22 protein-coding genes and 1 pseudogene are annotated in these 25110 nt (G+C 64.1%); 19 read left to right on the top strand and 4 right to left on the bottom strand.

The annotated features are described in order from the left end of the window. The first annotated feature begins 374 nt into the window (after window positions 1-374). Together AB0I57_RS06510 and AB0I57_RS06515 are read left to right on the top strand one after the other, a co-directional pair. Window positions 375-1919 carry an FUSC family protein gene (locus AB0I57_RS06510; RefSeq protein ID WP_358331448.1) on the top strand — a complete coding sequence of 515 codons (1545 nt, stop codon included), beginning with the start codon at window positions 375-377 and terminating at the stop codon, window positions 1917-1919. Between the two features lie 113 nt (window positions 1920-2032). After that, the gene (locus tag AB0I57_RS06515; RefSeq protein WP_358331451.1) at window positions 2033-2959 is read left to right on the top strand and encodes a tyrosine recombinase XerC; all 927 of its coding nucleotides are present in this window, start codon (window positions 2033-2035) and stop codon (window positions 2957-2959) included. A gap of 32 nt (window positions 2960-2991) precedes the next feature. Here the strand turns inward: AB0I57_RS06515 and AB0I57_RS06520 are convergent, their stop codons facing one another. Further along, the gene (locus AB0I57_RS06520) at window positions 2992-3528 is read right to left on the bottom strand and encodes a M23 family metallopeptidase (RefSeq protein ID WP_358331454.1); all 537 of its coding nucleotides are present in this window, start codon (window positions 3526-3528) and stop codon (window positions 2992-2994) included. A gap of 329 nt (window positions 3529-3857) precedes the next feature. On the opposite strand from AB0I57_RS06520, the gene rpsB reads away from it, so the two are divergent. From rpsB to AB0I57_RS06555, 7 genes are all read left to right on the top strand, one after another. Then, a complete protein-coding gene (rpsB, locus tag AB0I57_RS06525; RefSeq protein WP_358331457.1) occupies window positions 3858-4706 on the top strand; it encodes a 30S ribosomal protein S2 in 849 nt (282 codons plus the stop codon). A 112-nt stretch (window positions 4707-4818) separates the two neighbouring features. Next, complete coding sequence (gene tsf, locus AB0I57_RS06530) at window positions 4819-5646, top strand: translation elongation factor Ts (RefSeq protein WP_358331460.1); 828 nt, start codon at window positions 4819-4821, stop codon at window positions 5644-5646. A 188-nt stretch (window positions 5647-5834) separates the two neighbouring features. Further along, window positions 5835-6563, top strand: coding sequence for a UMP kinase (gene pyrH / locus AB0I57_RS06535; protein ID WP_358331463.1), 729 nt, complete (start codon window positions 5835-5837; stop codon window positions 6561-6563). A gap of 109 nt (window positions 6564-6672) precedes the next feature. Continuing rightward, window positions 6673-7230 (top strand): ribosome recycling factor, encoded by a 558-nt coding sequence (frr, locus tag AB0I57_RS06540; protein WP_358331466.1) that lies wholly within the window; start codon window positions 6673-6675, stop codon window positions 7228-7230. 28 nt (window positions 7231-7258) lie between these two features. After that, window positions 7259-8185 (top strand): phosphatidate cytidylyltransferase, encoded by a 927-nt coding sequence (locus tag AB0I57_RS06545; RefSeq protein WP_358331469.1) that lies wholly within the window; start codon window positions 7259-7261, stop codon window positions 8183-8185. Continuing rightward, window positions 8178-8891 carry a methyltransferase domain-containing protein gene (locus AB0I57_RS06550; protein ID WP_358331472.1) on the top strand — a complete coding sequence of 238 codons (714 nt, stop codon included), beginning with the start codon at window positions 8178-8180 and terminating at the stop codon, window positions 8889-8891. Before AB0I57_RS06545 ends, AB0I57_RS06550 begins: the two co-directional genes overlap by 8 nt. Window positions 8892-9035: 144 nt before the next feature. Beyond that, window positions 9036-10334, top strand: coding sequence for a lipase family protein (locus AB0I57_RS06555; RefSeq protein ID WP_358331475.1), 1299 nt, complete (start codon window positions 9036-9038; stop codon window positions 10332-10334). A gap of 138 nt (window positions 10335-10472) precedes the next feature. On the opposite strand, the gene AB0I57_RS06560 is transcribed toward AB0I57_RS06555, so the two are convergent. Further along, window positions 10473-11327: a CoA ester lyase gene (locus AB0I57_RS06560; protein WP_358331478.1), complete on the bottom strand. Its 855-nt coding sequence runs from the start codon at window positions 11325-11327 to the stop codon at window positions 10473-10475. Between the two features lie 293 nt (window positions 11328-11620). Here AB0I57_RS06560 and rlmN point away from each other — a divergent pair, with 293 nt between their 5' ends. Continuing rightward, the gene (rlmN, locus tag AB0I57_RS06565) at window positions 11621-12730 is read left to right on the top strand and encodes a 23S rRNA (adenine(2503)-C(2))-methyltransferase RlmN (protein ID WP_358331481.1); all 1110 of its coding nucleotides are present in this window, start codon (window positions 11621-11623) and stop codon (window positions 12728-12730) included. 98 nt (window positions 12731-12828) lie between these two features. Here rlmN and AB0I57_RS06570 read toward each other — a convergent pair whose 3' ends face one another. After that, complete coding sequence (locus AB0I57_RS06570) at window positions 12829-13098, bottom strand: DUF2631 domain-containing protein (protein WP_358331483.1); 270 nt, start codon at window positions 13096-13098, stop codon at window positions 12829-12831. Window positions 13099-13218: 120 nt separating this feature from the next. Between AB0I57_RS06570 and dxr the strand changes: the two genes are divergently transcribed. The 8 genes and pseudogenes from dxr (at window position 13219) to AB0I57_RS06610 (ending at window position 23964) form a co-directional block, all read left to right on the top strand. After that, window positions 13219-14376 carry a 1-deoxy-D-xylulose-5-phosphate reductoisomerase gene (dxr, locus tag AB0I57_RS06575; protein WP_358331486.1) on the top strand — a complete coding sequence of 386 codons (1158 nt, stop codon included), beginning with the start codon at window positions 13219-13221 and terminating at the stop codon, window positions 14374-14376. Window positions 14377-14382: 6 nt separating this feature from the next. Further along, complete coding sequence (locus AB0I57_RS06580; RefSeq protein WP_358331489.1) at window positions 14383-15600, top strand: M50 family metallopeptidase; 1218 nt, start codon at window positions 14383-14385, stop codon at window positions 15598-15600. Between the two features lie 39 nt (window positions 15601-15639). Continuing rightward, on the top strand, window positions 15640-16797 hold the full coding sequence (gene ispG / locus AB0I57_RS06585; protein ID WP_358331492.1) for a flavodoxin-dependent (E)-4-hydroxy-3-methylbut-2-enyl-diphosphate synthase: 1158 nt from the start codon (window positions 15640-15642) through the stop codon (window positions 16795-16797). Between the two features lie 91 nt (window positions 16798-16888). Further along, window positions 16889-17725: a DUF4081 domain-containing protein gene (locus AB0I57_RS06590; RefSeq protein WP_358331495.1), complete on the top strand. Its 837-nt coding sequence runs from the start codon at window positions 16889-16891 to the stop codon at window positions 17723-17725. A gap of 69 nt (window positions 17726-17794) precedes the next feature. Next, on the top strand, window positions 17795-19609 hold the full coding sequence (locus AB0I57_RS06595; protein ID WP_358331498.1) for a penicillin-binding transpeptidase domain-containing protein: 1815 nt from the start codon (window positions 17795-17797) through the stop codon (window positions 19607-19609). A 251-nt stretch (window positions 19610-19860) separates the two neighbouring features. Then, window positions 19861-21483: pseudogene (locus tag AB0I57_RS06600) on the top strand (AMP-binding protein); the annotation flags it as partial. 88 nt (window positions 21484-21571) lie between these two features. Continuing rightward, window positions 21572-22429 carry a type I methionyl aminopeptidase gene (map, locus tag AB0I57_RS06605; protein WP_358331501.1) on the top strand — a complete coding sequence of 286 codons (858 nt, stop codon included), beginning with the start codon at window positions 21572-21574 and terminating at the stop codon, window positions 22427-22429. Next, window positions 22426-23964 carry a cobyric acid synthase gene (locus AB0I57_RS06610; RefSeq protein ID WP_358331504.1) on the top strand — a complete coding sequence of 513 codons (1539 nt, stop codon included), beginning with the start codon at window positions 22426-22428 and terminating at the stop codon, window positions 23962-23964. Before map ends, AB0I57_RS06610 begins: the two co-directional genes overlap by 4 nt. A 70-nt stretch (window positions 23965-24034) precedes the next feature. On the opposite strand, the gene AB0I57_RS06615 is transcribed toward AB0I57_RS06610, so the two are convergent. Further along, on the bottom strand, window positions 24035-24319 hold the full coding sequence (locus AB0I57_RS06615; RefSeq protein ID WP_358331507.1) for a hypothetical protein: 285 nt from the start codon (window positions 24317-24319) through the stop codon (window positions 24035-24037). A 202-nt stretch (window positions 24320-24521) separates the two neighbouring features. Here AB0I57_RS06615 and AB0I57_RS06620 point away from each other — a divergent pair, with 202 nt between their 5' ends. Further along, on the top strand, window positions 24522-25088 hold the full coding sequence (locus AB0I57_RS06620; RefSeq protein WP_358331510.1) for an alpha/beta hydrolase: 567 nt from the start codon (window positions 24522-24524) through the stop codon (window positions 25086-25088). Window positions 25089-25110: the final 22 nt, after the last annotated feature.

Genomic DNA, 25110 nt, shown 5'->3' on the forward strand with positions numbered 1-25110 from the left:
CCCCGAAACGACGTGCCCCCCGGATGATGCGGAACTGAAGCGGGTGGGCGGTGGACTGGGCTGTGCTTGCTCATGTCGAAACCCTTGCGCCTGCTCGAACTATTAAACTCCCATCCGGTCCGTTGCGCGGAGAAATCGCGAAGGCGAAAGCGCTCGAGGACCTGTGCGGCGCGCGGGAGACGCCCCCGGACGGAGTGCCCGCCCCCGGATGAGGGCGCATTGAGAGGAGCCGGGCGCAGTGCCTCCGGCACACTCCGGCTGCATTCCCGTTTTGTCCGACTCGATCGCGACCCGGCCGTTTCGTAGCGTAGGTACCCGTATCGATCGAAGGCCCTCCCCCCATTCCCGAACCGACCCGAGCATGGCCCGCGCTTGTGCGGGTGCCGCGGGAGGGGCGCCGCTGGCCGGGTGCCGCCCGAGCGGCCGCGGCTGTCGCACTGCCCTGCTTGGTCGGGGTCGCGCTCGGCTACAACCTGTCGGCCCCGATAGCAGCGCTCGGTGCATTCGCGGTGGTGTACGGGGAGGGCCGTGCCTATCGCGTGCGCTGGCGGGCGGTCTCCTTTGCCGGCGGCGTGATGACAGTCGCGGCCTTCCTCGGTGCCATCGTCGGTGACGCGGTGTACGTCGCGGCTTCCTCCGGCGGATCCGCGCTGTGGCCGCTGGTGCTGGTGCTCGCGATGTCCGCTTTCGTTGCTGTCGCAGCCTTCCTGGCGGACGCGCTACGGATCGGCCCACCGGGCGCGTTCCTCCCGCTACTTGCGGTCGAGATCGCGTCGGCGCTGCCCGCCGTCGGGATCCCCGTCAGTCATGTCGTCGCCTGGACGGCAGTTGGGGCAGTTACCGCCGTCGCGGTCGCGATGTCGGGGTGCGCGCTGCGTCCACGGGCCCCCGAACGTGGGGCGGTCTCATGCGCGCTCGCCGCGGTCGATGCCCTCGATCGCGACCGAACCTCCGCAGCGCGGCGCCATGGGGCGGTCAAAGCGGTGCACACAGCGTGGCTGTGCCTGCACGACGCGGGCATCGCCACGGGAGACCATCCGCTGACAAAGGATCTGGCGGCGGCACAGCATCGGTGCGTGTCTCTCCTGTACGGGAGGCAGGCGGCCCCCGATTCAGTCGTGGGGATCGGCGTCCACGGATCCCACGCACCACGGCCGACGATCCGGTTTCGGCTCGGGCGAGCGATGCACCTGCGGGGGCGCTCGACTCTGATCGTCGTTCGACTGCTCGTCGCCTGTCCGACGGCCGGCGTAGTCGCGATGGGCCTTGGTATCGCGAGACCGGATTGGGCGGTGATCACCGCTGCCATGATCCTGCATCAGGGTCCGGACCGGATCCTCGGAACGTATCGGGCGGTGCATCGCTTCGCGGGAACCGTGCTGGGCCTGATGGTTCTCGCTGCATTGACACCGATCGGCCCGACCGGTGTCGCATTCGTTCTCGTGTTGGCAGCGTCGATGGCCGGACTCCAGTCCTACCTCGTCCGCAACTACGGGCTGGCGATGGTGTTCATCACGACGTTGGCGCTGCTGCTCTCCGATCTCGGAGTGCCACACGATCTGACCGGCGTGATGCGGGACCGTCTGCTCGAGACGGTGATCGGTGTCGTCACCGCCGTCATCGTCTTGTGGACGGTGCTGCCCAGGTCGTACCGCAGGATCTTCGAGGATGCCGACAATTGGGTCGCGGCGACGATCGACCGGATCGAGATCGCACCCGCCGGGTCCGAGGCGCGCGAACTGTGTCGCGGACTGGCGTTCGATCTGCATTCCGCGACGACCGCGGCCCTGGTCGCCGCCCACACCGATCCGGAGTGGACCGCGTCCCGCTGGGCGCGTCACCACACGCTGAGCGAGTCCGGCTACCGGACCCTCGCGCTGTCCGGCACCGATCGAAAGGACACCGGGACTGCACAGTGAGCCGCGCGGTCCCGGAAAGCGGGATCAACGGTGAGAAGGTACCTTTGACCGCGATTGCGCGACACGGGCGCTGCTGCTTGATTTATGTGCAGTCCAAGGTAACTGTTACCAGCATGAGCACGGACCTCCCGGCACCGCTGGAGCGGGTACTCGACGAGTACGCGCGGCATCTCGAGCTCGAACGTGGCCGTTCACAGCACACGGTGAAGGCTTACGTCACCGATGCGAAGTCGCTTCTGCAGCACTGGTTGTCGACATCTCCCGAAGCACACCTCGGTGAACTCGACATCGAGGTACTCAGGGCATGGCTCGCCAGTCAGGCGGCCGGAGGTGTTGCACGCTCGACACTCGCTCGGCGAACGTCGTCGGTGCGAAACTTCACCGCCTGGTTGCTACGAACACGCCGTATCTTCGTCGATCCCGGTGTCCGTTTGGGTGCGGCCAAGGCTCACCGCACATTGCCTGCGGTCCTCCGGCAGCCACAGGCCGCAGATGTCATGGATGCCGCCGAATTGGGTGCACAGCAGCAGGATCCGATTGCTCTGCGCGACCGTCTAATCGTGGAACTGTTGTATGCGACCGGGATTCGGGTGGGGGAACTGTGCGGCCTCGACCTCGGATCTGTGGACCGTGAACGGCAACTCCTGCGGGTGATGGGTAAGGGAGACAAGGAACGGTCGGTGCCTTACGGAAAGCCTGCGGCGGAAGCCGTCGACCTCTGGTTGCACGTCGGCCGTCCAGCGGTTGCCACGGATGCCTCAGGGCAGGCTCTTCTGCTGGGCAGACGAGGAAAGCGGCTGGGCCAGCGACAAGCGCGCGCCGTTGTGCACGACGTCCTGTCCGCCGTGCCGGGGGCCCCCGACCTGAGCCCGCACGGCCTCCGCCACACGGCAGCCACACATCTTCTCGAGGGTGGCGCGGATCTACGGGTCGTCCAGGAACTGTTGGGGCATGCGAGCCTCGCGACCACCCAGCTGTATACCCATGTTTCCGTTGCGAGGCTGCGGGCGGTTCACGATCAGGCGCATCCCAGGGCCTGACCCGGTCAGCGGCAGGTACGGCGAACCATTTCTCAGCCGCCGTGGGTGCGGACAGGCTCGAGTCGTATCGGCGTGATACGGACGAGAGCGAGTGGGTTCAGGTATTCACGGTCCCTGCGAAGGCCCCAGTGCAGGCATGCGGCGATGGCCGCCATACAGCTTGGGTGGCCGGGCTCGAGGCGGCCGAGCACGGTACCGCGGCCGACCCGCATCCCGGCCGAGACGCGGGCGATGACGGGCTCGTAGGTAGTGCGCAAGCCACCCGGGTGGTCGACCGACACCACCGGTTTGCCGGCCACCGTACCCGCGAAGGCCACCACACCGGGGCCGGCGGAGAGCACGGCCCGATCGGGTGTGCCACCGAGATCGACCCCGCGATGCCCTGGCAGCCAGTCTTGTACGGGGTTGTCATACGCGCGAACAACCGTCGGTCGCGGATGCAGCGGCCAGCCGAAGGCGGTTGTCGAGGCGGCATCAGCGGGTGGGGACAGAAGGGTGGCGCCGGACAGTGCTGTAGCGGCGGTGACGGCCGCCGTGAGTGCTCGCGTGAGGGCTTGGCGCTTTGTCATGCGTCGACGATTGCGCACCCGGCCCGTTCGAGACGGGCTGCCGGACAAGTTGTGGATGGATGTTGATTCGTCCACAAATTGCGCCGACACCACTGCGCGTGATGACCGGAAGTGCGATGGCGCGGTGGTGTGCGGTTGGGGCCTGTGAGTGGAGGCCGTACACTGAGCAGGCGGTCTGTGCTGTCACAGTCCGACTTCGCGCACCCATGCAGTTTATGGACCACCGGCTGGTCTCACATTTCGATGTGAGTTCCTGTGGCTAGAGGGTGCCAGGGCAGAGCGTCACCGACGCTGTGCATGAACCGGCAATGAAGGAGAGATACACAGCCATGGCTGTCGTAACAATGAAGCAGCTGCTCGACAGCGGCACGCATTTCGGTCACCAGACTCGTCGCTGGAACCCGAAGATGAAGCGATTCATCTTCACCGACCGCAACGGCATCTACATCATCGACTTGCAGCAGACGCTGACCTACATCGACAAGGCGTACGAATTCGTCAAGGAGACTGTTGCCCACGGCGGCACCGTCCTCTTCGTCGGCACCAAGAAGCAGGCCCAAGAGTCCATCGCGGCCGAGGCCACTCGTGTCGGAATGCCTTACGTCAACCAGCGTTGGCTCGGCGGCATGCTGACGAACTTCACCACCGTCCACAAGCGCCTGCTTCGCCTCAAGGAACTCGAGGCGATGGAGCAGACCGGCGGATTCGAGGGTCGCACCAAGAAGGAAATCCTCATGCTCAAGCGTGAGATGACCAAACTGGACCGCACTCTCGGCGGTATCCGTGACATGTCCAAGGTTCCCTCCGCGGTGTGGGTCGTCGATACCAACAAGGAGCACCTTGCGGTTGCCGAGGCTCGCAAGCTGAACATCCCGGTCATCGCGATCCTGGACACCAACTGCGACCCCGACCTCGTCGACTACCCGATCCCGGGTAACGATGACGCCATCCGCAGTGCCGCGCTGCTCACCAAGGTCGTCGCTTCCGCGGTCGCCGAGGGCGTGCAGGCGCGTGCAGGATTGAGCGCCGACAAGGATGCGAAGCCCGAGGCCGGTGCAGGTGAGCCCCTCGCCGAGTGGGAGCAGGAACTGCTCTCGCAGGCAGCTCCTGCCGCAGAGGTATCGGCCACGGAGTCCGCCGAAGCTCCCGCAGCAGAAACGCCCTCGACCGAGGCCTGAGCCGTTGCAAACGGCCCTGACCAGAAGTTCTATGGTCAGGGCCGTTTGCCGGTCTGCACCGAGTACTACCCTGACTTACGTCCGAACAGACATATGAGGAGGCTCGCTCACCATGGCGAACTACACTGCCGCTGACGTCAAGCGGCTCCGCGAGCTCACCGGCTCCGGAATGATGGCCTGCAAGAACGCTCTCGCCGAGGCTGAGGGTGACTTCGACAAGGCCGTCGAGCAGCTGCGCATCAAGGGGGCCAAGGATGTAGGCAAGCGTGCCGAGCGCGCCACGGCCGAGGGTCTGGTCGTGTCGAGGGACGGCGTCTTGCTCGAGATCAATTGCGAGACCGACTTCGTCGCGAAGAACGAAGACTTCCTGAAGCTCGCGGAGTCGATCGTGGCGGTCGCTGCGGCCGAGAAGCCCGCCGACGTCGACGCCCTCAAGGCGCTCGAGATCGACGGTAAGACAGTCGAAGCAGTCGTTCAGGAGCAATCCGCGAAGATCGGCGAGAAGCTCGAGCTGAGCAAGATGGCCTCCTTCGACGGCCAGGTCGCGGTCTACCTGCACAAGCGCAGCGCAGATCTGCCGCCCGCCGTCGGCGTCCTGATCGAGTACACCGGTGACGGTGAGGCTGCCGCAGAGGTCGCTCGCGGCGCTGCCATGCAGGTCGCGGCCCTCAAGGCGAAGTACGTCACGCGTGACGAGGTCCCCGAGGACATCGTCGCAGGTGAGCGTCGTATCGCTGAGGAAACTGCCCGAGCGGAGGGGAAGCCTGAGCAAGCCCTGCCGAAGATCATCGAAGGCCGTGTCAACGGCTACTTCAAGGATGTCGTGCTGACCGAGCAGTCTTCGGTTCAGGACTCCAAGAAGTCTGTCAAGGCAATCCTCGACGAGGCCGGCGTTACCATCAAACGTTTCGTTCGTTTCGAGGTCGGCGCCACGAGCTAGTCGCGTCGGTAAGGCCCCGCTGGACGAGTGTGCTCGTCCGGCGGGGCCTACGTGTACCGCCGTGGTCTGATGAGGCAGGATGAAGACGGCGGTTCGAACGGGTGTAGAGCAGTGCGTGGGTGCGCTCGTCTGCTGTCGACGAGTAGACGAGAGCTGTGGAGACGGGTGTGGTGGAACTGAGGAGAGCAATGACCGAACCAGTCAGCGAACGTACGGGATTCCATCGAGTTCTTCTCAAGCTCGGTGGAGAAATGTTCGGTGGTGGGAAAGTTGGTCTCGACCCCGACGTGGTGACCAAAGTCGCGCAGCAGATCGCTGAAGTCGTGCGGTCCGGGGTTCAGGTGGCGGTCGTCATCGGCGGCGGAAACTTCTTCCGTGGCGCGGAATTGCAGCAGCGAGGACTGGACCGCGCGCGTTCCGACTACATGGGAATGCTCGGAACCGTGATGAATTGCCTTGCCTTACAGGACTTCTTGGAGAAGGAGGGCATCGACACCCGCGTTCAAACCGCGATCACGATGGGTCAGGTTGCCGAGCCGTATATTCCGCTACGCGCACAGCGGCATCTGGAGAAGGGTCGGGTCGTGATTTTCGGCGCCGGTATGGGCATGCCCTACTTCTCGACGGACACGACTGCGGCGCAACGTGCACTGGAAATCGGTGCTGAAGTAGTCCTGATGGCCAAGGCCGTCGACGGCGTGTTCAGCGCGGACCCACATCTCAATCCGGACGCCACGATGTACTCCCAGATCACCCATCGAGAAGTGATCGAGCAGGGACTGAAGGTGGCCGACGCAACCGCTTTCAGCCTCTGCATGGACAACGAGATGCCGATTATGGTGTTCAATCTGCTGACTGAGGGGAATATCGCTAGGGCAGTGTCCGGTGAGATGATCGGGACACTCGTCAAGTCATGACGTGCCACAAGCTCGACACAGCGCGTTCTCGAACAGGGATCTCTCGAAACAGGGTTTTCGTGAACAGGGGCACTGACGAACCGATGCAGAACGACATGGAGGAACAGCTGTGATTGACGAAGCTCTCTTCGAAGCCGAAGAAAAGATGGAGAAGGCAGTCAACGTGGCCAAGGACGATCTGGGATCCATCCGGACGGGTCGAGCGAACCCGGGCATGTTCAACCGCATCGGAATCGACTACTACGGGACCTTCACCCCGATCACCCAGTTGGCGAGCATCAACGTACCGGAAGCGCGGCTCGTGGTGATCAAGCCGTACGAGGCCGCGCAACTCGGCCCGATCGAGACCGCGATCCGCAATTCCGACCTCGGCGTCAACCCGACCAACGACGGAAACTTGATCCGCGTCTCCGTTCCCCAGCTCACCGAGGAGCGTCGGCGTGAGTTGGTCAAACAGGCCAAGTCCAAGGGTGAGGACGCGAAGGTGTCGGTGCGAAGCGTGCGCCGCAAGGCCATGGACGAACTCTCACGGATTCAGAAGGAAGGCGAGGCCGGCGAGGACGAGGTCGGGCGTGCAGAGAAGGAACTCGACAAGACGACTGCCCGCTACGTCGGGCAGATCGACGAACTTGTCAAGCACAAGGAAGCCGAGTTGCTGGAAGTTTAGTTGTGAAACGAGGAGTGGATCGGGGACAGTGACCGTGCCAGCAGAACACGGGACCCCAAGCGGACCCATATCAGAGGGTGACTCCTCACGACCGCTCTCCGGGAGAGAGCCATCAGGGGATGCGGCTCCCGTCACCAAGTCGAAGGCAGGGCGAAACCTCCCAGCGGCGATCGCGGTCGGTGGCGGTCTCGGAATCGCCCTGATCGTTGTCCTGGTCTACATGCCCCTGGTGTGGATCGCCGTCGTGGCGGTCGCTATGGCAGTTGCAACCTGGGAGGTCACCAAGCGACTCCGGGAGTCCGACATCGATGCGCCCAGGATTCCGCTGCTCGTCGGCGGCCAGGCGATCTTGTGGCTCGGGTGGCCCTTCGGTCCCTTGGGGGTGCTCAGTGCTTTCGCAGGCACCGTGCTGGTCTGCATGGTCTGGCGCCTCTTCGATCAAGGCTTGAAGGCGACGCCACGGAACTTCCTCCGAGACACCGCGATCACCGTGTTCGTGGCGGCGTGGATTCCGCTACTGGCTGCGTTCGCCGTCCTGATGGTGCTGCAGGAAGACGGTGCCGGTCGCGTATTCGCCCTGATGATCGGAGTCGTCTGTTCCGATGTCGGCGGTTATGTGGCAGGTGTCTTCTTCGGCAAACACCCGATGGTTCCTAGGATCAGCCCGAAGAAGTCGTGGGAGGGATTTGCTGGGTCGATGCTGTTCTGTGTGATCGGCAGCATCCTCTCGGTCAGCCTGATCCTCGGCGCGAACCCGTTGATCGGTTTGCTCCTCGGCGTCGTCCTCGTGGTTACCGCAACGCTCGGCGATCTCATCGAATCACAGGTCAAGAGGGAACTCGGTATCAAGGACATGGGTACGCTGCTGCCCGGTCACGGCGGCATCATGGACCGTCTCGATTCCCTGCTGCCATCAGCATTCGTGACGTGGCTGGTGCTGACGGCGCTTGTCTGACCGCCCGATCCGGAAGATTCCGAGCCCGAACATTTGGCACTGGCCGGAAGTGTACGAGGTCGAGAATCGCGCCCAGGACGTCGAGGGGGCGATCTTCCGGCACTTGAGGGCGACGTTCGACTGGGCTGGCCGCACCGTCGTAGACATCGGCTGTGGGTCGGGATTCCACCTACCGCTGTTCGCGGAATCCGCGGAAACGGTCATCGGGATCGAGCCTCACCAGCCGTTGGTGAACCTGGCCCGTCAGCGGGTGGTCGGCATGGGCAATATCCGGGTGATCGACGGCTCCGCTCAACACATGCCCCTCGATGATGCGAGCGTGGATCTCGTGCACGCCCGCACCGCCTACTTCTTCGGTCCCGGGTGTGGGCCGGGAATCGCTGAGGCGCTGCGAGTGCTGCGGCCGGGGGGAGCGCTCGTCGTGGTAGATCTCGATGCCACCGCTCATCCATACGGCGAGTGGATGCGTGCGGACCTGCCGCAGTACCGTCCGGCGGCCGTAGAGCGATTCTTCGCGGCACAGGGCTTCGACCTCGCGCGAGTGGAGACGAAGTGGGAATTTTCCGATCGCGAAGCGCTTCGCGGAGTTCTGAACATCGAGTTCACGAAGAGGACGGCGGCAAGGGCATTCGCGCACATACCGGGGCTTTCGCTCGACGTGCGTTACCGCGTACACGTCCGTAGGAAGCCCGAAGGCCTGCTCTGACCGCCGTGTACTAGTGCAGGTGGGGCAATGTCGCAATTGCGCGCAACGAACCCGTCGGCGGTTGCGTCGACCTCGATTCCGCCGTCGCACGGTGGATACCCGCCGTATTGACAACGCCCCCGTTGATCGTGTGATGTGTTTCACATGGTCATTCAGCGATTGGGCAGGGGGGCCGCCCTGGTGTTGGGTGTGTGCCTTGCAGTCGTGAGCGCCGGCGCCGCACCGGCCGAACCGGCTGATTCCGCACCGGTCGATTTCTACGACGTGCCGACCCCCCTTCCTGCGGGAGTGCCGGGCGACGTGCTGAAGTCCGAGTCGTATCCGCCCGCGCTGACCGTGCCGAATCAGGTCGGACCGTGGCCGTCGGGTGCACAGCGGATCATGTACCGCAGCACGAACGCCCACGGGGAGGCGGTCGCGGTGACCGGAACCTACTTCGACGCGAGCGTGCCGTGGACCGAAGGCGGCCCCCGGCCACTGGTTGTCTTCGCGCCTGGGACGCAGGGTCAAGGCGACCAGTGTGCACCATCGAAGCTGTTCGCCGAGGTCGTCCACTACACCCCGCCGCTCGACTTCGCGGTGGAGTACGAGACCATACAGGTGTATGCACTGCTCTCCCGCGGTATGGACGTCGTAGTCACGGACTACGAGGGGCTCGGCACGCCCGGGATTCACTCGTACACCGACCGACGCGCGGAGGGGTACGCCGTACTCGATGCGGCGCGGGCGGCGACCAGGTTGCCTGATACCCAAATCGGCGACGACAGCCCGATCGGACTGTGGGGCTACTCGCAGGGCGGGGGAGCGAGCGCCGCCGCAGCCGAGTTGCAGGGTACGTACGCACCCGAGCTGAACATCCGCGGCACGTACGCGGGGGGTGTGCCTGCAGACCTGCGCGCCGTGGCAGAAAAAATAGACGGTGGGGTGGGCACAGGTCTTCTCGGGTATTCGGTCAACGCCTTCTACGCTGGTTACCCAGAAATTCGCGGCGAAATCGACAGCGTACTGAGCCCGTACGGACGCGAGGTACTCGACGAAATCGCGACTCAGTGCGTCCCGGAGACGTCCACGCGGTACGGACTGCACCGCACCTCGGAGTGGACGCGGGACGGTCGCACCTTCGCCGAACTCATAGACACGTTGCCGAACGTCGGGGCTGTCATCGACGAGCAGCGCATCGGGCGTTTGACGCCTCGCAGTCCGGTTCTGATCGCTCAGGGCCGCAATGACGATCTGGTTCCCTACGCGCAGGCTCGGACACTCGCCGACGATTGGTGCCGACTCGGCGCGACAGTCGAGTTCAGCGTCCAGGAGATCCCGCCGATCGCGCCCGGATTCGTCATCGGCCACGTGCTGCCTGCGGGCACCGTGCTGCCCCAAGCGCTCGGCTGGATGACCGATCGATTCGTGGGCGCCCCGGCGCCGTCGACCTGCAACGCGTGACGCCGGGCGCGGGAGAGACATCTTGGCCGAAGAAGACGGCGGCGTGGGCATTCGCACGCATGCCGGGCCTGTCGCTCGACGTGCGTTACCGCGCGCAAGTCCGTAGGAAGTGCGAAGACCTACGCTGATTCTCGGGTACTACTGCGGTGTGATGTCGAATATCCGCGCGAGGGCGTTGATTTTCTTCGCTTTCGCGAGCTTGGGGACATCGCTGCCGTCTCGGACACCGGATCCGTCCTCGCCGAGGGCGGCGATGACTTCACGGGCCCACTTGGTCTCGGCGGGCGACGGGCTCAGGGCATCGTTGACAGGAGCCGTCTGCTCGATCGACATGCACAGTTTCCCGGTCATGCCCATCGAAAGGCTCAGTGCCGCGGCCCTGATCAGTGCATCGGTGTCCGTGACCAGGGCGGGGCCATCGATCGGGGGGCAGATTCGCGCCGCCCGACTCGCTATGGACAGCCGCGATCGCGGGTACGCCATAGCCAATGGCGAGTCGTCCATGCCGGTGTCGCGACGGAAGTCACCACTGCCGAACGCCAGCCGGAATGTGGCCTCGGTACGTGCGATTTCGGGTGCCGCCTCCAACCCCACCGCGGACTCGATGAGCGCGAGAACCTTGGTGGCCTCGGGGAGCCTGTCTGCAGTTGCGTCGACCTGCATGCCGCTCTCGGTCTTGGCAAGCATGACGCCTTCGAGGCCTTGCACATCGCTGAGGGCGTCCAGATCGTCGGCCCAGTAGGAGGTGGTCGCGTCGTTGATACGCACCCACGCGCGGTGGCGTTCGCTGAGCCATGCCGCAACGTCGGCCCTGGCTTGCGGTTTGCGGTCTGGGGTGACGGCATCCTCGAGGTCGAGAATTATGGCATCCGCCGCGCTGGTGTGTGCCGCCTCGAAATTCTCGGGTCTTCCAGCGGGAACCAGGAGCCACGATCTTGCCTGTTCGGCTGCGATGCGAGGTGCCAAAGTCGTCTCTTTGTCGGCTGTCGTCATGTCGGCCTTCACAGTCGTATCTTCTCGGTGATGTTCACAACAATCATGCGCGCCGAGCACCCTCGTGATCCACCCGAGAAACTACTGTTCGGTCAGTTGGTCACATCAAATCTGCGCTCGAGTCGGTCCGAAGTTGTCGGTATACATCGATCTTCGTTCAACCAGACCAAATCCGCATGTCCAACGGGCGACCGGAAGACCGGGATCAGGCATCCGTGTGTGGTTCGCGACTCGAGAAATTTGAGAATTACGATTAACGGAATGACAGCGACAAATGGAACAATCCCGAAATTGTGGCTGTTTCTCTCCCCCTCGTGTTCACCGCGCCCCGGCGTGGGATGCCCTCTCGGCATCTCGCGGACCTCGACCCCTCCGAGCGACGAGAGGCGGTCGCGTCGCTGGGTCTGCCTGGCTTCCGCGCAGACCAGCTCGCCCGCCAGTACTACGCGCGGCTGGAGGCGGATCCCGAGAAGATGACAGATCTGCCGGCAGCAGTCCGAGAGCAGGTCGGCTCCGCCCTCTTCCCGACGCTGTTGACGTCGATCAATCATGTGGCCTGCGATGGTGGTGAAACCCGCAAGACGTTGTGGAGGGCGAACGACGGAGCACTGCTCGAAAGCGTCCTCATGCGCTACCCCGACCGTGCGACGCTCTGCATCTCCAGTCAGGCTGGGTGCGGCATGGCCTGCCCTTTCTGCGCGACCGGCCAGGCGGGGCTGCAACGCAATCTGTCCACGGCAGAGATCGTCGACCAGGTGCGGGCTGCGGCGAAGGCGCTGCGGGACGGCGAGGTGGCCGGCGGCCCGGGCAGGTTGTCGAACGTGGTCTTCATGGGGATGGGGGAGCCACTGGCTAACTACAAGCGCGTGGTCGCGGCGGTGAGACGCATCACCTCACCCGCCCCGGACGGACTCGGGTTGTCGCAGCGGTCTGTGACGGTGTCGACGGTCGGATTGGCTCCCGCCATCCGCAAGCTCGCTGACGAGGATCTCAGCGTTACGTTGGCGGTGTCCCTGCACACACCCGACGATGAGCTGAGAGACACACTGGTTCCGGTCAACAACCGGTGGCCGGTGGCCGAGGTTCTCGAAGCCGCCCGGTACTACGCGGACAAGACGGGCAGGCGGGTCTCGATCGAGTACGCATTGATCCGAGATGTCAACGATCAGCCGTGGCGAGCAGATCTGTTGGGTAAGAGGTTACGCAAAGCCCTAGGTGCCTTGGCGCATGTGAACCTGATCCCGCTCAACCCCACCCCGGGTAGCGAATGGGACGCGAGTCCGAAGCCGGTGGAGAAGGAATTCGTCAGGCGCGTGCTCGCGCAAGGAGTGTCCTGCACGGTGCGCGACACCCGTGGCCAGGACATCGCAGCCGCCTGTGGTCAACTCGCGGCCGAGAACTGAATTCGCGAAATCCACGAACGAACCCCTCGTCCCGATCAATCGGGACGAGGGGTTCGTTCAATTCTCAGCTCGTCTTCGTAACCAGCCTGGCCTCGAAGCTACCGAGGCTTGCGTCGCAAGACGATGTCGCGGACGAGGATGGCGACCAGCAGGGCTGCGCTGCCGACCAGCCACCAGTCTTCGACCCTGCCGGTGTGGTTGCCGATGATCATCGTCAATAGGAAGGCCGCGAAGAACCACCCGAGGAATCGGAACGTCCTGGGAGCTTCTCCACTCCAGCCCCACGCCGCCGACGGAACTTCCGCGGTGTCGACGTGCCCGGCCACGAGGGGGTCGCTGGACGAAGGCTCCAACTGGGTATCGGCCACGATCGATCCTCCTGCAGATTCGGTTGCGCTACTCGACACATCGTGGCATACGACTGTGCGTCGTACGTAGCGGGGCCATCCGTTGCGGGAAACAGCAGTTCCATCAGGAACAATAGGCGCGTGGATGAAACCAGGCCCACTCGTGTCCTCCTCCTCGGCAGCACCGGTTCGATCGGTACGCAGGCGTTGGAGGTGGTGGCCGCCAATCCGGACCGGTTCGAAATCGTGGGTCTGTGTGCCGGCGGGGGAAACGTAGATCTACTGGCAGAGCAGATCCGGGAGACGGGTGTCTCTTCTGTTGCCGTCGCAGACCCCGAGGCCGCCCGCGCGCTGGATCCACCGGGTGTGCTGAGCGGACCCGGCGCGGCAACCGAGTTGGTTCGCACCGTCGAGGCGGATGTCGTCCTCAACGCGCTCGTCGGATCCCTGGGGCTGGAGCCGACACTGGCGGCACTCGAGTCGGGAGCCCGCCTCGCGCTGGCGAACAAAGAGTCGCTCATCGCGGGTGGGCCACTCGTGACGGCGGCCGCGGCGCCGGGTCAGATCGTGCCCGTGGACTCCGAGCACTCCGCCTTGGCGCAATGTCTGCGCGGGGGGCGCTCGGACGAGGTCGACAGGCTCGTGCTCACTGCCTCGGGTGGGCCGTTCCGCGGCTGGAGTGTTGAAGATCTCGAGAGTGTCAGCCCGGCGCAAGCGCTGGCCCATCCGACATGGTCGATGGGTCCGATGAACACGCTGAACTCCGCAACCCTGGTCAACAAGGGGCTCGAGCTGATCGAGACCCACCTGCTGTTCGGAGTCGACTACGACCGGATCGACGTCACTGTCCATCCGCAGTCCATCGTCCATTCGATGGTGACGTTCACCGACGGTTCGACGCTGGCGCAGGCCAGCCCGCCAGATATGAAGCTACCCATAGCACTTGCGCTGGGCTGGCCGGACCGGGTCGCCGGTGCCGCGGCGGCATGCGACTTCACGGCTGCGGCCACCTGGGAGTTCGAGCCGCTCGACGCCAAGGTTTTTCCTGCTGTCGACCTCGCCAGGGAAGCCGGTAAGGGAGGAGGATGTCTCACCGCCGTTTACAACGCGGCCAACGAGGTTGCGGCTGACGCGTTCTCGAGGGGCGGAATAAGCTTTCCCGCCATCGTCCGCACCATAGCCGCGGTGCTCTCGCAGGCGGATCAGTGGTCGACACCACCGGCTAACGTGGAAGATGTACTGGCCGCTGACGGCTGGGCACGTGAGCGGGCACGTCAACTCGTCAACCAGGAGGGCTAGAACTGCATGGTGTTCGTATTGGGCGTTATCGTCTTCGCCCTTGGGATCGCATTGTCGATTGCGCTTCATGAAGCGGGCCACATGTGGGTGGCGAAGGCCACGGGTATGAAGGTGCGCAGGTACTTCATCGGCTTCGGACCCAAGATCTTCTCGTTCCGTCGGGGGGAAACCGAGTACGGGGTCAAAGCGCTCCCGCTCGGTGGGTTCTGTGACATTGCCGGCATGACGGCGATGGACGAACTCGCGCCCGACGAAGAAGACCGGGCGATGTACAAGAAGGCCACGTGGAAGCGGCTCGCAGTGATGTCGGGCGGGATCGCCATGAACTTCGTGCTCGGCCTCGTCCTCGTCTTCGTGCTTGCCGTCGGATGGGGCCTGCCCAACCTCAACCCTCCTCCCGCGACGGCGCTGGGCGATATGAGTTGTGCGCCCGCGACTCAGTCCGAGGATGGCCAGGTTGCCCCGTGTACTGGGGACGGGCCCGCCCAGCAGGCCGGCCTGGAGCGCGGTGACATCGTCACCGCTGTGGGCGACACCCCGGTCGACACTTGGGCGCAGTTCGTGTCCGCGACCCAGGCGCTGACCGGGCCTGCGGACTACACGGTCGAGCGTGGTGGCCAGACCCTCACGTTCACCGTGGTGCCACAGGAAGTGCAGCGGTATGTGATCGACCCGAAGACCGGTGAGAAGTCGTCTATGACCGTGAGCGCGATCGGTGTCGGACCCGATTACTACCTTCCGACCCAGTACAACGCGTTGGCGGCGATCCCCGCATCGGTGGCGTTCACTGGCGACATGTTCACGATGACGGCGGAGCGACTCGTCGAATTGCCCGGCAAGGCCGTAGATCTGTGGCAATCCGTGACCGGCGGCGAGCGTGACATGGACACTCCGATCAGCGTTGTCGGCGCCAGCGTAATCGGTGGCGAAGTCGCAGAGCGCGGACTGTGGGAGGTGTTCATCCTCCTGTTGGCCAGCCTCAATTTCTTCCTGGGAATGTTCAACGTCCTGCCATTGCTCCCGCTCGACGGCGGGCACATGGCTGTGACGGTGTACGAGCGCTTCCGCGACTTCTTCCGCGGACGTCGGGGACTGCCACGCGGCGCCCCGGTCGACTACATGAAACTGCTGCCCGTCACTTACGTTTTCATCGTCATCGGCGGTGCCTACATGTTGCTGACTCTGACCGCCGACATCGTCAACCCGATTCAGCTCTTTCCGTGACAGCTAGACTCGACCTCGAGCTATGAAAGAAGGCAAAACGTGACCAGCCCGGTTGGATTAGGAATACCGGAAGGCCCGGGTGCGGTTCTCGCACCCCGGCGCAAGACTCGCCAACTCGAGGTCGGTGGGGTTGGTGTCGGAAGCGACTATCCGATTTCCGTGCAGTCGATGTGCACCACGAAGACACACGACGTCAACGCCACGCTGCAGCAGATCGCCGAACTCACGGCCTCCGGTTGTGACATCGTGCGTGTGGCGTGTCCGCGGCAGGAGGACGCCGACGCGCTAGCGGCGATCGCCAAGAAGAGCCAGATCCCCGTCATCGCGGACATCCACTTTCAGCCGCGCTACATCTTCGCTGCCATCGAGGCCGGCTGTGCGGCCGTCCGCGTCAACCCCGGAAACATCAAGGAGTTCGACGGGCGAGTGAAGGAGGTCGCGAAGGCGGCCGGGGATGCGGGGATTCCGATCCGAATCGGTGTCAATGCCGGCTCGCTCGACCCGCGTCTGATGCGGAAGTACGGCAAAGCGACGCCTGAGGCGCTCGTGGAGTCGGCGTTGTGGGAGGCGAGCCTGTTCGAGGAGCACGGCTTCGGAGACATCAAGATTTCCGTCAAGCACAACGACCCGGTGGTCATGGTCGAGGCGTACCGTCAACTCGCCGCTCAGTGCGATTACCCGCTGCACCTCGGTGTGACGGAGGCAGGACCGGCTTTCCAGGGCACCATCAAGTCTGCGGTCGCGTTCGGCGCGCTGCTGGCCGAGGGTATCGGCGACACGATCCGGGTGTCGTTGTCCGCGCCGCCTGTAGAAGAGATCAAGGTTGGAACGCAGATCCTGCAGTCGATGAATCTGCGTCCGCGGAAACTCGAGATCGTGTCCTGTCCGTCGTGTGGTCGTGCGCAGGTGGATGTGTACACGTTGGCAGACGAGGTCACGGCAGGCCTTTCAGGCATGGAGATCCCGCTTCGCGTGGCTGTGATGGGGTGTGTCGTCAATGGTCCCGGTGAGGCGCGGGAGGCTGATCTGGGTGTGGCGTCCGGCAATGGCAAGGGGCAGATCTTCGTGAAGGGAAAGGTGATCAAGACTGTGCCCGAGGCGCAGATCGTGGAGACTCTGATCGAAGAAGCCATGCGGATTGCGGAAGAGATGGAAGGCGATTCGGCGGCGGGCTCACCCGTCGTCACGGTCAGTTGATCGGACTCCGCGGTGTCCGCTCGCAACGACTCCCGTTTCCGGCGAGTTCATGGCAGTCTGGGGGCACGACCACTAACTGACAGGTGGGTAGATGCTCAAGCTTCTCGGTGCAAAACAGTTGAGCAGTCGAGATACGGCTCTCGCGCTTCGAGTGCTCGACTCTGATCCCGTCGCTGCCTGTATGGTTGCCGCTCGGGTTGAGCAGGGCGGAACCGACCCCCGGATGATCCACGGAGAGTTGTGGAGTCGTGGCGGCCCGCTCGAATCGCTGTGTTTTTCGGGCGCGAATTTCGTGCCGCTCCGCGGCAGCACAGACGATATGCGCGCGTTCGCAGACCGGGCCTGCCGCACACCGCGCATGTGTTCGTCCTTGGTGGGCCGTGCCGAGTTGACCCTGCCGCTGTGGGAGATGCTCGAACTGGACTGGGGGCCGGCCCGTGAGGTCCGCGCTGAACAGCCGTTGCTCGCCCTGGCCGGTACGCCGCTGTGCCGACCCGATCCACTGGTTCGCCAGGTGCGACTTCGCGAACTGGACCAGTACCTACCGGCTGCGGTCGCGATGTTCATCGAGGAAGTCGGCATCGATCCTCGCGCAAACGATGATGGTCGCGGCTACCGCCGTCGCGTCGCGAACCTCATCGCAGCCGGCCGGGCGTGGGCCCGGTTCGAGGACGGTCAGGTGGTCTTCAAGGCAGAGGTGGGATCGCTGTCCTCACGGGTGGGGCAGATTCAGGGCGTCTGGGTGCATCCGATGTATCGAGGGCAAGGACTTGGGGCGGCCGGGACGGCTGCGGTGGCTCAGGCGGTCGTCGCGGAAGGCCGAACCGCGAGCCTTTATGTCAACAGTTTCAACACGATTGCCCGTAGCACCTATGCGCGAATCGGTTTCAGTCAGGTTGCGACTTTCGCCACAATTCTCTTGGACTGATATTTCGCGGACTGACATGGCGTGCCGCCTACCGTGTCGGAGGTGTCTGCCGACATAACATGAGCGGCGATGAACCTTCGCTGCTTGCCCCGTACGCGTGTCGTCAGATCGATGATGCTTGGCGGGGTGGCTGTGCTGATGGTGGGTGTGACGGCGTGTACGCCGCGACCGGACGGTCCGGCACCTGCCGCTCAGGCATTTCTGGCGGCTTTCGCCGAACGAGATTCCGAGCGGGCCGCCGATCTCTCGGACCGTCCCGACGATGCTCGGCGGACCCTCGAGTCGACGTGGGATTCGCTGCAGGCCGAATCGCTCGATGCTGAAACCACAGACGTCCGGGTGAGCGGTGATACCGCGACTGTCGGCTACACCTACGAATGGCATCTGCCGAAGGACCGGGTGTGGACGTATTCAGGTGAGCTCCAGATGGGCCGCCGCGACGGCACCTGGGCTGTGCGCTGGAGTTCTACCAACGTGCATCCCCGTCTCGGGGATCGTCAGACGATGTCGCTGCGTTCCATTGCGGCCCCGAGGGCACGGGTCAACGAGCAATCCGGATCGGACGTTCTCGTGCCCGGCGTCGTACATCGTGTCGAGTTCGATGCGAGGGAATCGGGCAATGTGATCAGGAGCGCACAGTTGCTCGCTTCGGCGTTGGCGACGTTCGACAACACTCTCACCGCGCAGTCGTTGGTGGAGTCCGCCACCGCGGTCAAGGGTAAGTACCCCGTCATACGGCTGAGGCCGGAGGACCACGACCTGGTTTCCGGTGTTCTCGACGAAATCCCAGGTGTGACCGTGTCCGACGAGGCCGCGTTGCTGGCCACGGACCGGACGTTCGCACCTGATCTCATCAGCCGGGTCAAGAAGACTTTGATCGACGAGATCGACGGCGAGGCCGGTTGGCGTGTGGTCACCGTCAATCAGAACGGCGTCGACACGGATGTGCTGACCGAGACACCTCCCAAGACTGTCCCGTCGTTTTCGATCAGTCTCGACCGGCCCGTTCAGGTCGCCGCGCAGAATGCCGTGAACGCCCGGTCCGACCAGGCCATGATGGTCGTCATACAACCCTCGACTGGCGATATCCTCGCCGTGGCGCAGAACGAGGCAGCCGACAGGGATGGGCCCGTAGCGCTGACCGGCCTTTACCCTCCGGGCTCGACGTTCAAGATCGTCACCGCGGGAGCGGCGATCTCGTCGGGACTCGCGACACCGGACACATTGGTTCCTTGCCCTGGTCGCATGGTGATCGGTGACCGAAGCGTCCCGAACTACAACGATTTCGGGCTCGGGACGGTGCCGATGGCCACCGCGTTCGCCCGTTCCTGCAACACGTCTTTCGCGAAACTCGCGAGCGAGATGGAGCCGAATGCGCTGACGGTTTCGGCCTCGCAGTTCGGAATCGGCGGTGATTACGGAATCGTGGGCTTGCCGACCTACACCGGTTCGGTGCCTGAAGCCGACGATCTCGTCCAACGAGCAGAGGACGGTTTCGGACAGGGCAGAATCGTGGTCAGCCCATTCGGAATGGCTCTGGCCGCTGCAACGATAGCGAACGGTTCCACACCGGTGCCCGGGTTGATTGCCGGACGGGAGACAACCATCCTCGAGGACCATCGCCAGATCAGTCCGGAGATGGTAGACGGCCTCCGCGCAATGATGCGCCTTGTGGTCACGAGTGGCACCGCTGAGCGCATCAAGGATCAGGGTGAGGTGTACGGAAAGACGGGTGAAGCCGAGGTCGAGGGTGGCTCACATGCCTGGTTCGTCGGCTATCGCGGCGATCTCGCCTTCGCAACCTTGGTGGTGCGCGGCGGAAGCTCCGACAACGCGGTTGCTCTGACTCGAGACATGTTCGGGGCGCTGCCGGACGGATATTGATCGGACGTTCGTCGGCGCAAGCTGATTCACTGTTGGTGCAGTCGGCTGCAACATGTGGCGGTACGTCGATCTCACGTGACGGAAGATGAACGCCCTATTTCGGGGCGCGGCAGCGAATGCGCGAGCGGCCAAGGCGGTCACCCTGTTTCCGGGGGTATTGATGGCGATTTGTGAGCTGGATCATAATCAGTGCGAGTTCGGGTGACGGCCGAACTTTCCGACCTATCCAACGGGGGCGCGAGGAGTGCCGCATGACAACCGATTCCGCCGCACGCGTGAATGAGCTGTTGGACCAGTACGACACGCAGTCGGCGTCTGCGGCGGAACTGCTTTGCGATCGACACCCGGCAGACCAAGTGGCTTTCACCATCGTGCAGGCGGACTTGTCGTCGACGGACCTCACCTACGGGTATCTGCGTGAGCAGTCTACGCGCTTCGCGGCTGCGCTCGCGGACCTCGGCGTCGGGCCCGGCGACCACGTGGCAGTGCTGATGGGCAAGTCGGCTCAACTGGTGATCGCGCTGCTCGGGATCTGGCGGCGCGGCGCCGTCCAGGTCCCGCTGTTCACCGCGTTCGCGCCACCCGCCATAGCGTTCCGGCTCGGTGCCAGCGGCACGAAGGTTGTGATCTCGGACGCGGATCAGCTCCAGAAGTTGGCGCCGGGCGAGGACATTCCCGCGGATGCGTCTTGGAAGGTGGTGGTCGCGGGAGGAGGAGGCACCGCCGCGCTCGACTTCGACACGTTGGTGGAGTCGTATGATGCCGACGACTCGAGGGGTGCCGCCGTGGCAGTCGGAGGCGACGGACCCCTGGTCCAGCTGTTCACGAGCGGCACAACTGGAACCCCGAAGGGTGTGTCAGTGCCCCTACGGGCAGTCACTTCGTTCCACGTCTACCACGAATCCGGCCTCGACGTCCGAAAAGACGATGTGTTCTGGAACGCCGCGGACCCGGGCTGGGCGTACGGCGTGTATTGCGCGTTGCTCGGCCCTCTCGCTGCGGGTATCGGCCGCAACATCCTGCTGAATGCAGGGTTCTCGGTACCTCTCACGTGGAAGGTGATGGAACGCTTCGGCGTTACGAACTTCACGGCAGCGCCGACCGTATACCGGAGCCTTCGCGCCGACCCGACCCCGATCCCCGAGAGGGTTCGGCTGCGTTGCGCCTCGTCCGGGGGTGAGCCGCTGACGCCGGATGTGATTGCGTGGTCGAAGGCCAATTTGAGTGTGCTCGTGCACGACCACTACGGGCAGACCGAACAGGGCATGGTCTTCGCGAACGCCTGGGCTGACGGCCTGCGCGAAGAAGTTCGGGCAGGATCGATGGGCAAGCCGCTCCCGGGACTCGCGTGCGCAGTCCTCGAGGCCGATTCCGACGCCATCGCCCCACCGCGCACGTTCGGACGGGTCGCGATCGACATCCCGAACAGCCCGTTGATGTGGTTCTCCGGATATGTCGACGCCCCTGAGAAGACCGCACAGCGGTTCACCGGGGACGGTCGCTGGTATCTCACCGGTGATACGGGGCAGACCGACGAGGACGGCTACTACTACTTCGCCGCGCGCGACGACGACGTCATCATCACGGCCGCCTACCGGATCGGCCCTTTCGAGGTCGAGAGCGTGCTGGTCATGCACGAGCACGTCCTCGAGGCGGCCGTCGTGGGCGTACCTGACGAATTGCGCGGCGAGGTAATCGAGGCGTTTGTGGTGCTCCGCGACGGTATCGAGGGCACGGAAGAACTCGAGGTCGAACTGCAGACGCTGGTGAAGAAGAAGTTCGCGGCACACGCCTATCCGCGCGTCGTACATTTCGTACCGAACCTGCCCAAAACCCCCAGCGGCAAGGTCCAGAGATATCTTCTCCGGCAGAGGAGGCGTTCTGCACCGACCGAGGGGCATCGCCCGAGTTGCTCGGCGGGTGCGGAAACAACCGAGCCGCGGGGCGACTAACCTTGTATCCATGTCTGTCCGCACTGCACTGAGCCCCGGAACCGTGTCCCCCGTCCTAGCCGTCCCAGCGGGTATCGAGCGTCCCGAGTATGCGTGGAAGCCCACGGCGAACGAAGGTAACGAGCCCTGGGTGCAGACACCCGAGACCATCGAGGCCATGCGGGTGGCGGGCAAGATCGCGGCGGGGGCTCTGCAGGAGGCCGGTAAGGCGGTAGCACCCGGAGTCAGCACCGACGAGCTGGACCGCATCGCCCATGAGTACATGATCGATCACGGTGCCTATCCGTCGACGCTCGGTTACAAGGGTTTCCCCAAGTCGTGCTGCACGTCGCTCAACGAGGTCATCTGTCACGGAATCCCCGACTCGACGGTGATTCAAGACGGGGACATCGTCAACATCGACGTCACCGCGTACGTCGGCGGAGTCCATGGCGACACCAACGCCACCTTCCTCGCCGGGGACGTCGCGGAGGAGAACCGCCTGCTGGTCGAGCGCACCCGTGAGGCCACGATGCGCGCGATCAAGGCGGTCAAGCCGGGCCGCGAGCTCAACGTGATCGGCCGCGTCATCGAGTCGTATGCCAACCGCTTCGGCTACGGCGTCGTGCGGGATTTCACTGGCCACGGCATCGGTGAGACCTTCCACAACGGCCTGGTGATCCTGCACTACGACCAGCCCAACGTCGACACCGTGATCGAACCGGGCATGGTGTTCACGATCGAACCGATGATCAACCTCGGCGATATCGACTGGGAGATCTGGGAAGACGACTGGACCGTTGTCACCAAGGACCGCAAGTGGACGGCTCAGTTCGAGCACACCATCGTCGTCACGGACACTGGCAACGAGATCCTCACCCTGCCTTGAGCTCGGGTCATTGGAGCGGCGCCTTACTCGTAGCCGGCACTACGTCGGATGCGGGCAAGAGCGTGCTTGTGGCGGGCCTGTGCCGGATGCTGGCGCGGCGAGGGGTGCGGGTAGCGCCCTTCAAGGCCCAGAACATGTCGAACAACTCCGTCGTCACTTTGGACGGCGGCGAGATCGGGCGCGCTCAGGCGTTCCAGGCGGCCGCCTGCGGTCTCGAGCCGAGCGTGCGGTTCAACCCGGTCCTGCTGAAACCGGGGAGCGACCGCACCTCCCAACTTGTGGTTCGTGGACGAGCGGTGACGTCCGTCGGCGCGCGCGACTACATCGAACACCGTGAACATCTGCGTACGGTCGTAGCCGAGGAACTGAGCTCGCTGCGCGCCGACTTCGACGTCGTAATTTGCGAGGGAGCGGGTTCCCCAGCCGAGATCAATCTGCGCGCAACCGATCTGGCCAACCTCGGTCTCGCGCGCGAGGCGGAGATTCCGGCGATCGTCGTCGGCGACATCGACCGCGGGGGTGTGCTGGCCCATCTGTTCGGCACCGTCTCGGTCCTGTCGCCGGAGGACCAGGCGCTCATTGCGGGGTTCGTGATCAACAAGTTTCGCGGCGAGCTCTCCTTGCTGACACCAGGACTCGAGCAACTGGCCGCGATGACAGGCAGACCGACGCTTGGCGTCATTCCCTTCGCCGATGGCTTGTGGCTGGATGCGGAGGATTCGTTGAGTGTCGTCGGGGACTCGGTCGTCGGACGTCCCGCGCCTCCGGTCGGCGACGATTGGCTGCGCGTGGCGGCCGTTCGACTACCCCGTATCTCCAATTCGACCGACGTCGAGGCGCTCGCGTGCGAGCCCGGTGTGTCCGTACGGTGGGTTACCGATCCTGCGCGCCTGCAGGACGCTGATCTGATCGTCATTCCGGGAAGCAAGTCGACTGTGAGCGATCTGGAATGGTTGCGCCACAGCGGTATTGCGGATGCCATTGTGGCACATGCGAAACGGGGAGGGCCGGTGCTCGGCATCTGCGGTGGCTATCAGATGTTCGGGTCCGCCATCGTCGACGACGTCGAATCAGGCCGTGGCACGGTGCCAGGCCTCGGGTTGCTCGATTTGGAAATCGAGTTCGAGGCGGACAAAGTGCTCGCGCGGGTCCGTGGTGACGCCTACGGCATTCCGGTGTCCGGCTACGAAATCCATCACGGTCGGGTGCGTCACTCCGGCGATGAACCATTGCTGTACACGAGCGCAGGCGCCTCGGAGGGAAGTGTTCGCGGTTCCGTGTACGGAACTCACTGGCACGGTCTTCTCGAGACGGACCGGTTCCGCCGACTGCTACTCGATGAGGTGGCCGATCAGGCGGGGAGGGCAGGCTTCGTTTCTGCCCCGGATATCGATGTGGCAGCAATCCGTGGTGCGCAACTCGATCTGCTTGCGGATCTGGTGGAGCAAAATCTCGACCTCGACGCGCTAGAGGCGCTGATCGACAAGGGTGTGCCGAAAGACATTCCAGCGATTCGGGCAGAACTGGTGCGTTAGGAGCGTTGCCGGAAAGTCCGCTCGAGTTCGATGCAGTCGCCGGTTGACGGGTGGGGGTGAGAGGCGACGTTCAGCGTTCGATCGAACCATCTGCAGTTGCGGCCTTGTTCCGGCGATACCATTTCCAGACGGCGGTAACCAGCACGGCTCCGATCAGCGATCCCAGTATTCCGCTGGGCCGCAATGATATTCCGTCACCTGCGACGGTACTGACGAGCAGCCCGCCGACCAGGGATCCGCTTATTCCGGCGATGAAGGCAAAGGTCCAGTCCAGTCGTGCGGCAGTGGTGCCCAGTATCAATTGGGCGCCCGCTCCAACAAGTATCCCGAACAGAAGAATTCCAATGATGAGCACGAGTCTGCGAACCCTTTCGTGAGTCGATGATGTACGAACTCAATGGCGGAGAAGCACACTTCGAATCATTCTTGCTGGTTTTCCGTCGGCCCGCGGTGGAACGCGCACGACCACTGGTAGCAGATCTCGTTCGGAACTTTCGCGGTGAACAGAGCCGGGAGGGCCACACGCGCGGCGAAAACCGATCGCGTAGCTTTTAGACATGGAACTGACGAGCGTGGTCGTGGGAGATACCCGATGTGCCGTCCGTTTGGACCGGCAGGACAGCAAGCACGCTGTTCTTCTCCTGCCCGGGGCTGGTGACTCACCGGGTGTGTACGACGACGTTTGCAAGCGTCTCCACAATTCGGATCTGCGCACGATCGTGCCCGAGGACATCACCGGTCTCGACGAGCAATCGGTGATGGCCCTGCTCGACGAGCTGAAGGTGGGGTGGGTCAATCTCGTCGGCAGTAGAGAAGGCGCTGAGCTGGCGTGGTCACTGGCCGCCCGCCAGTTCGGACGTTTCGCCAGCCTGGTGGTGGCCGATCGGGGTCACCCCGGGGCGCCCGATTCGGAGGGCATCTCACGCGAGTCCGACTGCCCGCCCGTCGAACTCCCCACCACCGTGGTGGTAGGCAAGCCCGACAGGCGGGCGGAGGTTGATGCGAGTAGGCGATTCGTCTACTCCGACTTCCGTGTGGTCCAACTCGACGGCGTCGCCAACATTCCGGCGTCCGCTCCCGCCGAGTTGGCTACCGAGATCGTGTTGCGAACCAGCCCCTGGTAGAGCCGGACCGCGCCGAGCATGG

The sequence above is a fragment of the Rhodococcus sp. NPDC049939 genome (assembly GCF_040656415.1).
In the GTDB taxonomy this organism is placed as follows: domain Bacteria; phylum Actinomycetota; class Actinomycetes; order Mycobacteriales; family Mycobacteriaceae; genus Rhodococcus_F.

What these genes read in the sequence shown, in the direction of transcription:
- AB0I57_RS06590 (WP_358331495.1), top strand. Translation starts at nt 16,889, where the DNA reads ATGCTCAAGCTTCTCGGTGCAAAACAGTTGAGCAGTCGAGATACGGCT.
- AB0I57_RS06580 (WP_358331489.1), top strand. Translation starts at nt 14,383, where the DNA reads ATGGTGTTCGTATTGGGCGTTATCGTCTTCGCCCTTGGGATCGCATTG.
- AB0I57_RS06555 (WP_358331475.1), top strand. Translation starts at nt 9,036, where the DNA reads ATGGTCATTCAGCGATTGGGCAGGGGGGCCGCCCTGGTGTTGGGTGTG.
- AB0I57_RS06520 (WP_358331454.1), bottom strand. Translation starts at nt 3,528, where the DNA reads ATGACAAAGCGCCAAGCCCTCACGCGAGCACTCACGGCGGCCGTCACC.
- pyrH (WP_358331463.1), top strand. Translation starts at nt 5,835, where the DNA reads ATGACCGAACCAGTCAGCGAACGTACGGGATTCCATCGAGTTCTTCTC.
- AB0I57_RS06595 (WP_358331498.1), top strand. Translation starts at nt 17,795, where the DNA reads ATGAACCTTCGCTGCTTGCCCCGTACGCGTGTCGTCAGATCGATGATG.
- tsf (WP_358331460.1), top strand. Translation starts at nt 4,819, where the DNA reads ATGGCGAACTACACTGCCGCTGACGTCAAGCGGCTCCGCGAGCTCACC.
- AB0I57_RS06620 (WP_358331510.1), top strand. Translation starts at nt 24,522, where the DNA reads ATGGAACTGACGAGCGTGGTCGTGGGAGATACCCGATGTGCCGTCCGT.
- rpsB (WP_358331457.1), top strand. Translation starts at nt 3,858, where the DNA reads ATGGCTGTCGTAACAATGAAGCAGCTGCTCGACAGCGGCACGCATTTC.
- map (WP_358331501.1), top strand. Translation starts at nt 21,572, where the DNA reads ATGTCTGTCCGCACTGCACTGAGCCCCGGAACCGTGTCCCCCGTCCTA.
- AB0I57_RS06560 (WP_358331478.1), bottom strand. Translation starts at nt 11,327, where the DNA reads ATGACGACAGCCGACAAAGAGACGACTTTGGCACCTCGCATCGCAGCC.
- AB0I57_RS06515 (WP_358331451.1), top strand. Translation starts at nt 2,033, where the DNA reads ATGAGCACGGACCTCCCGGCACCGCTGGAGCGGGTACTCGACGAGTAC.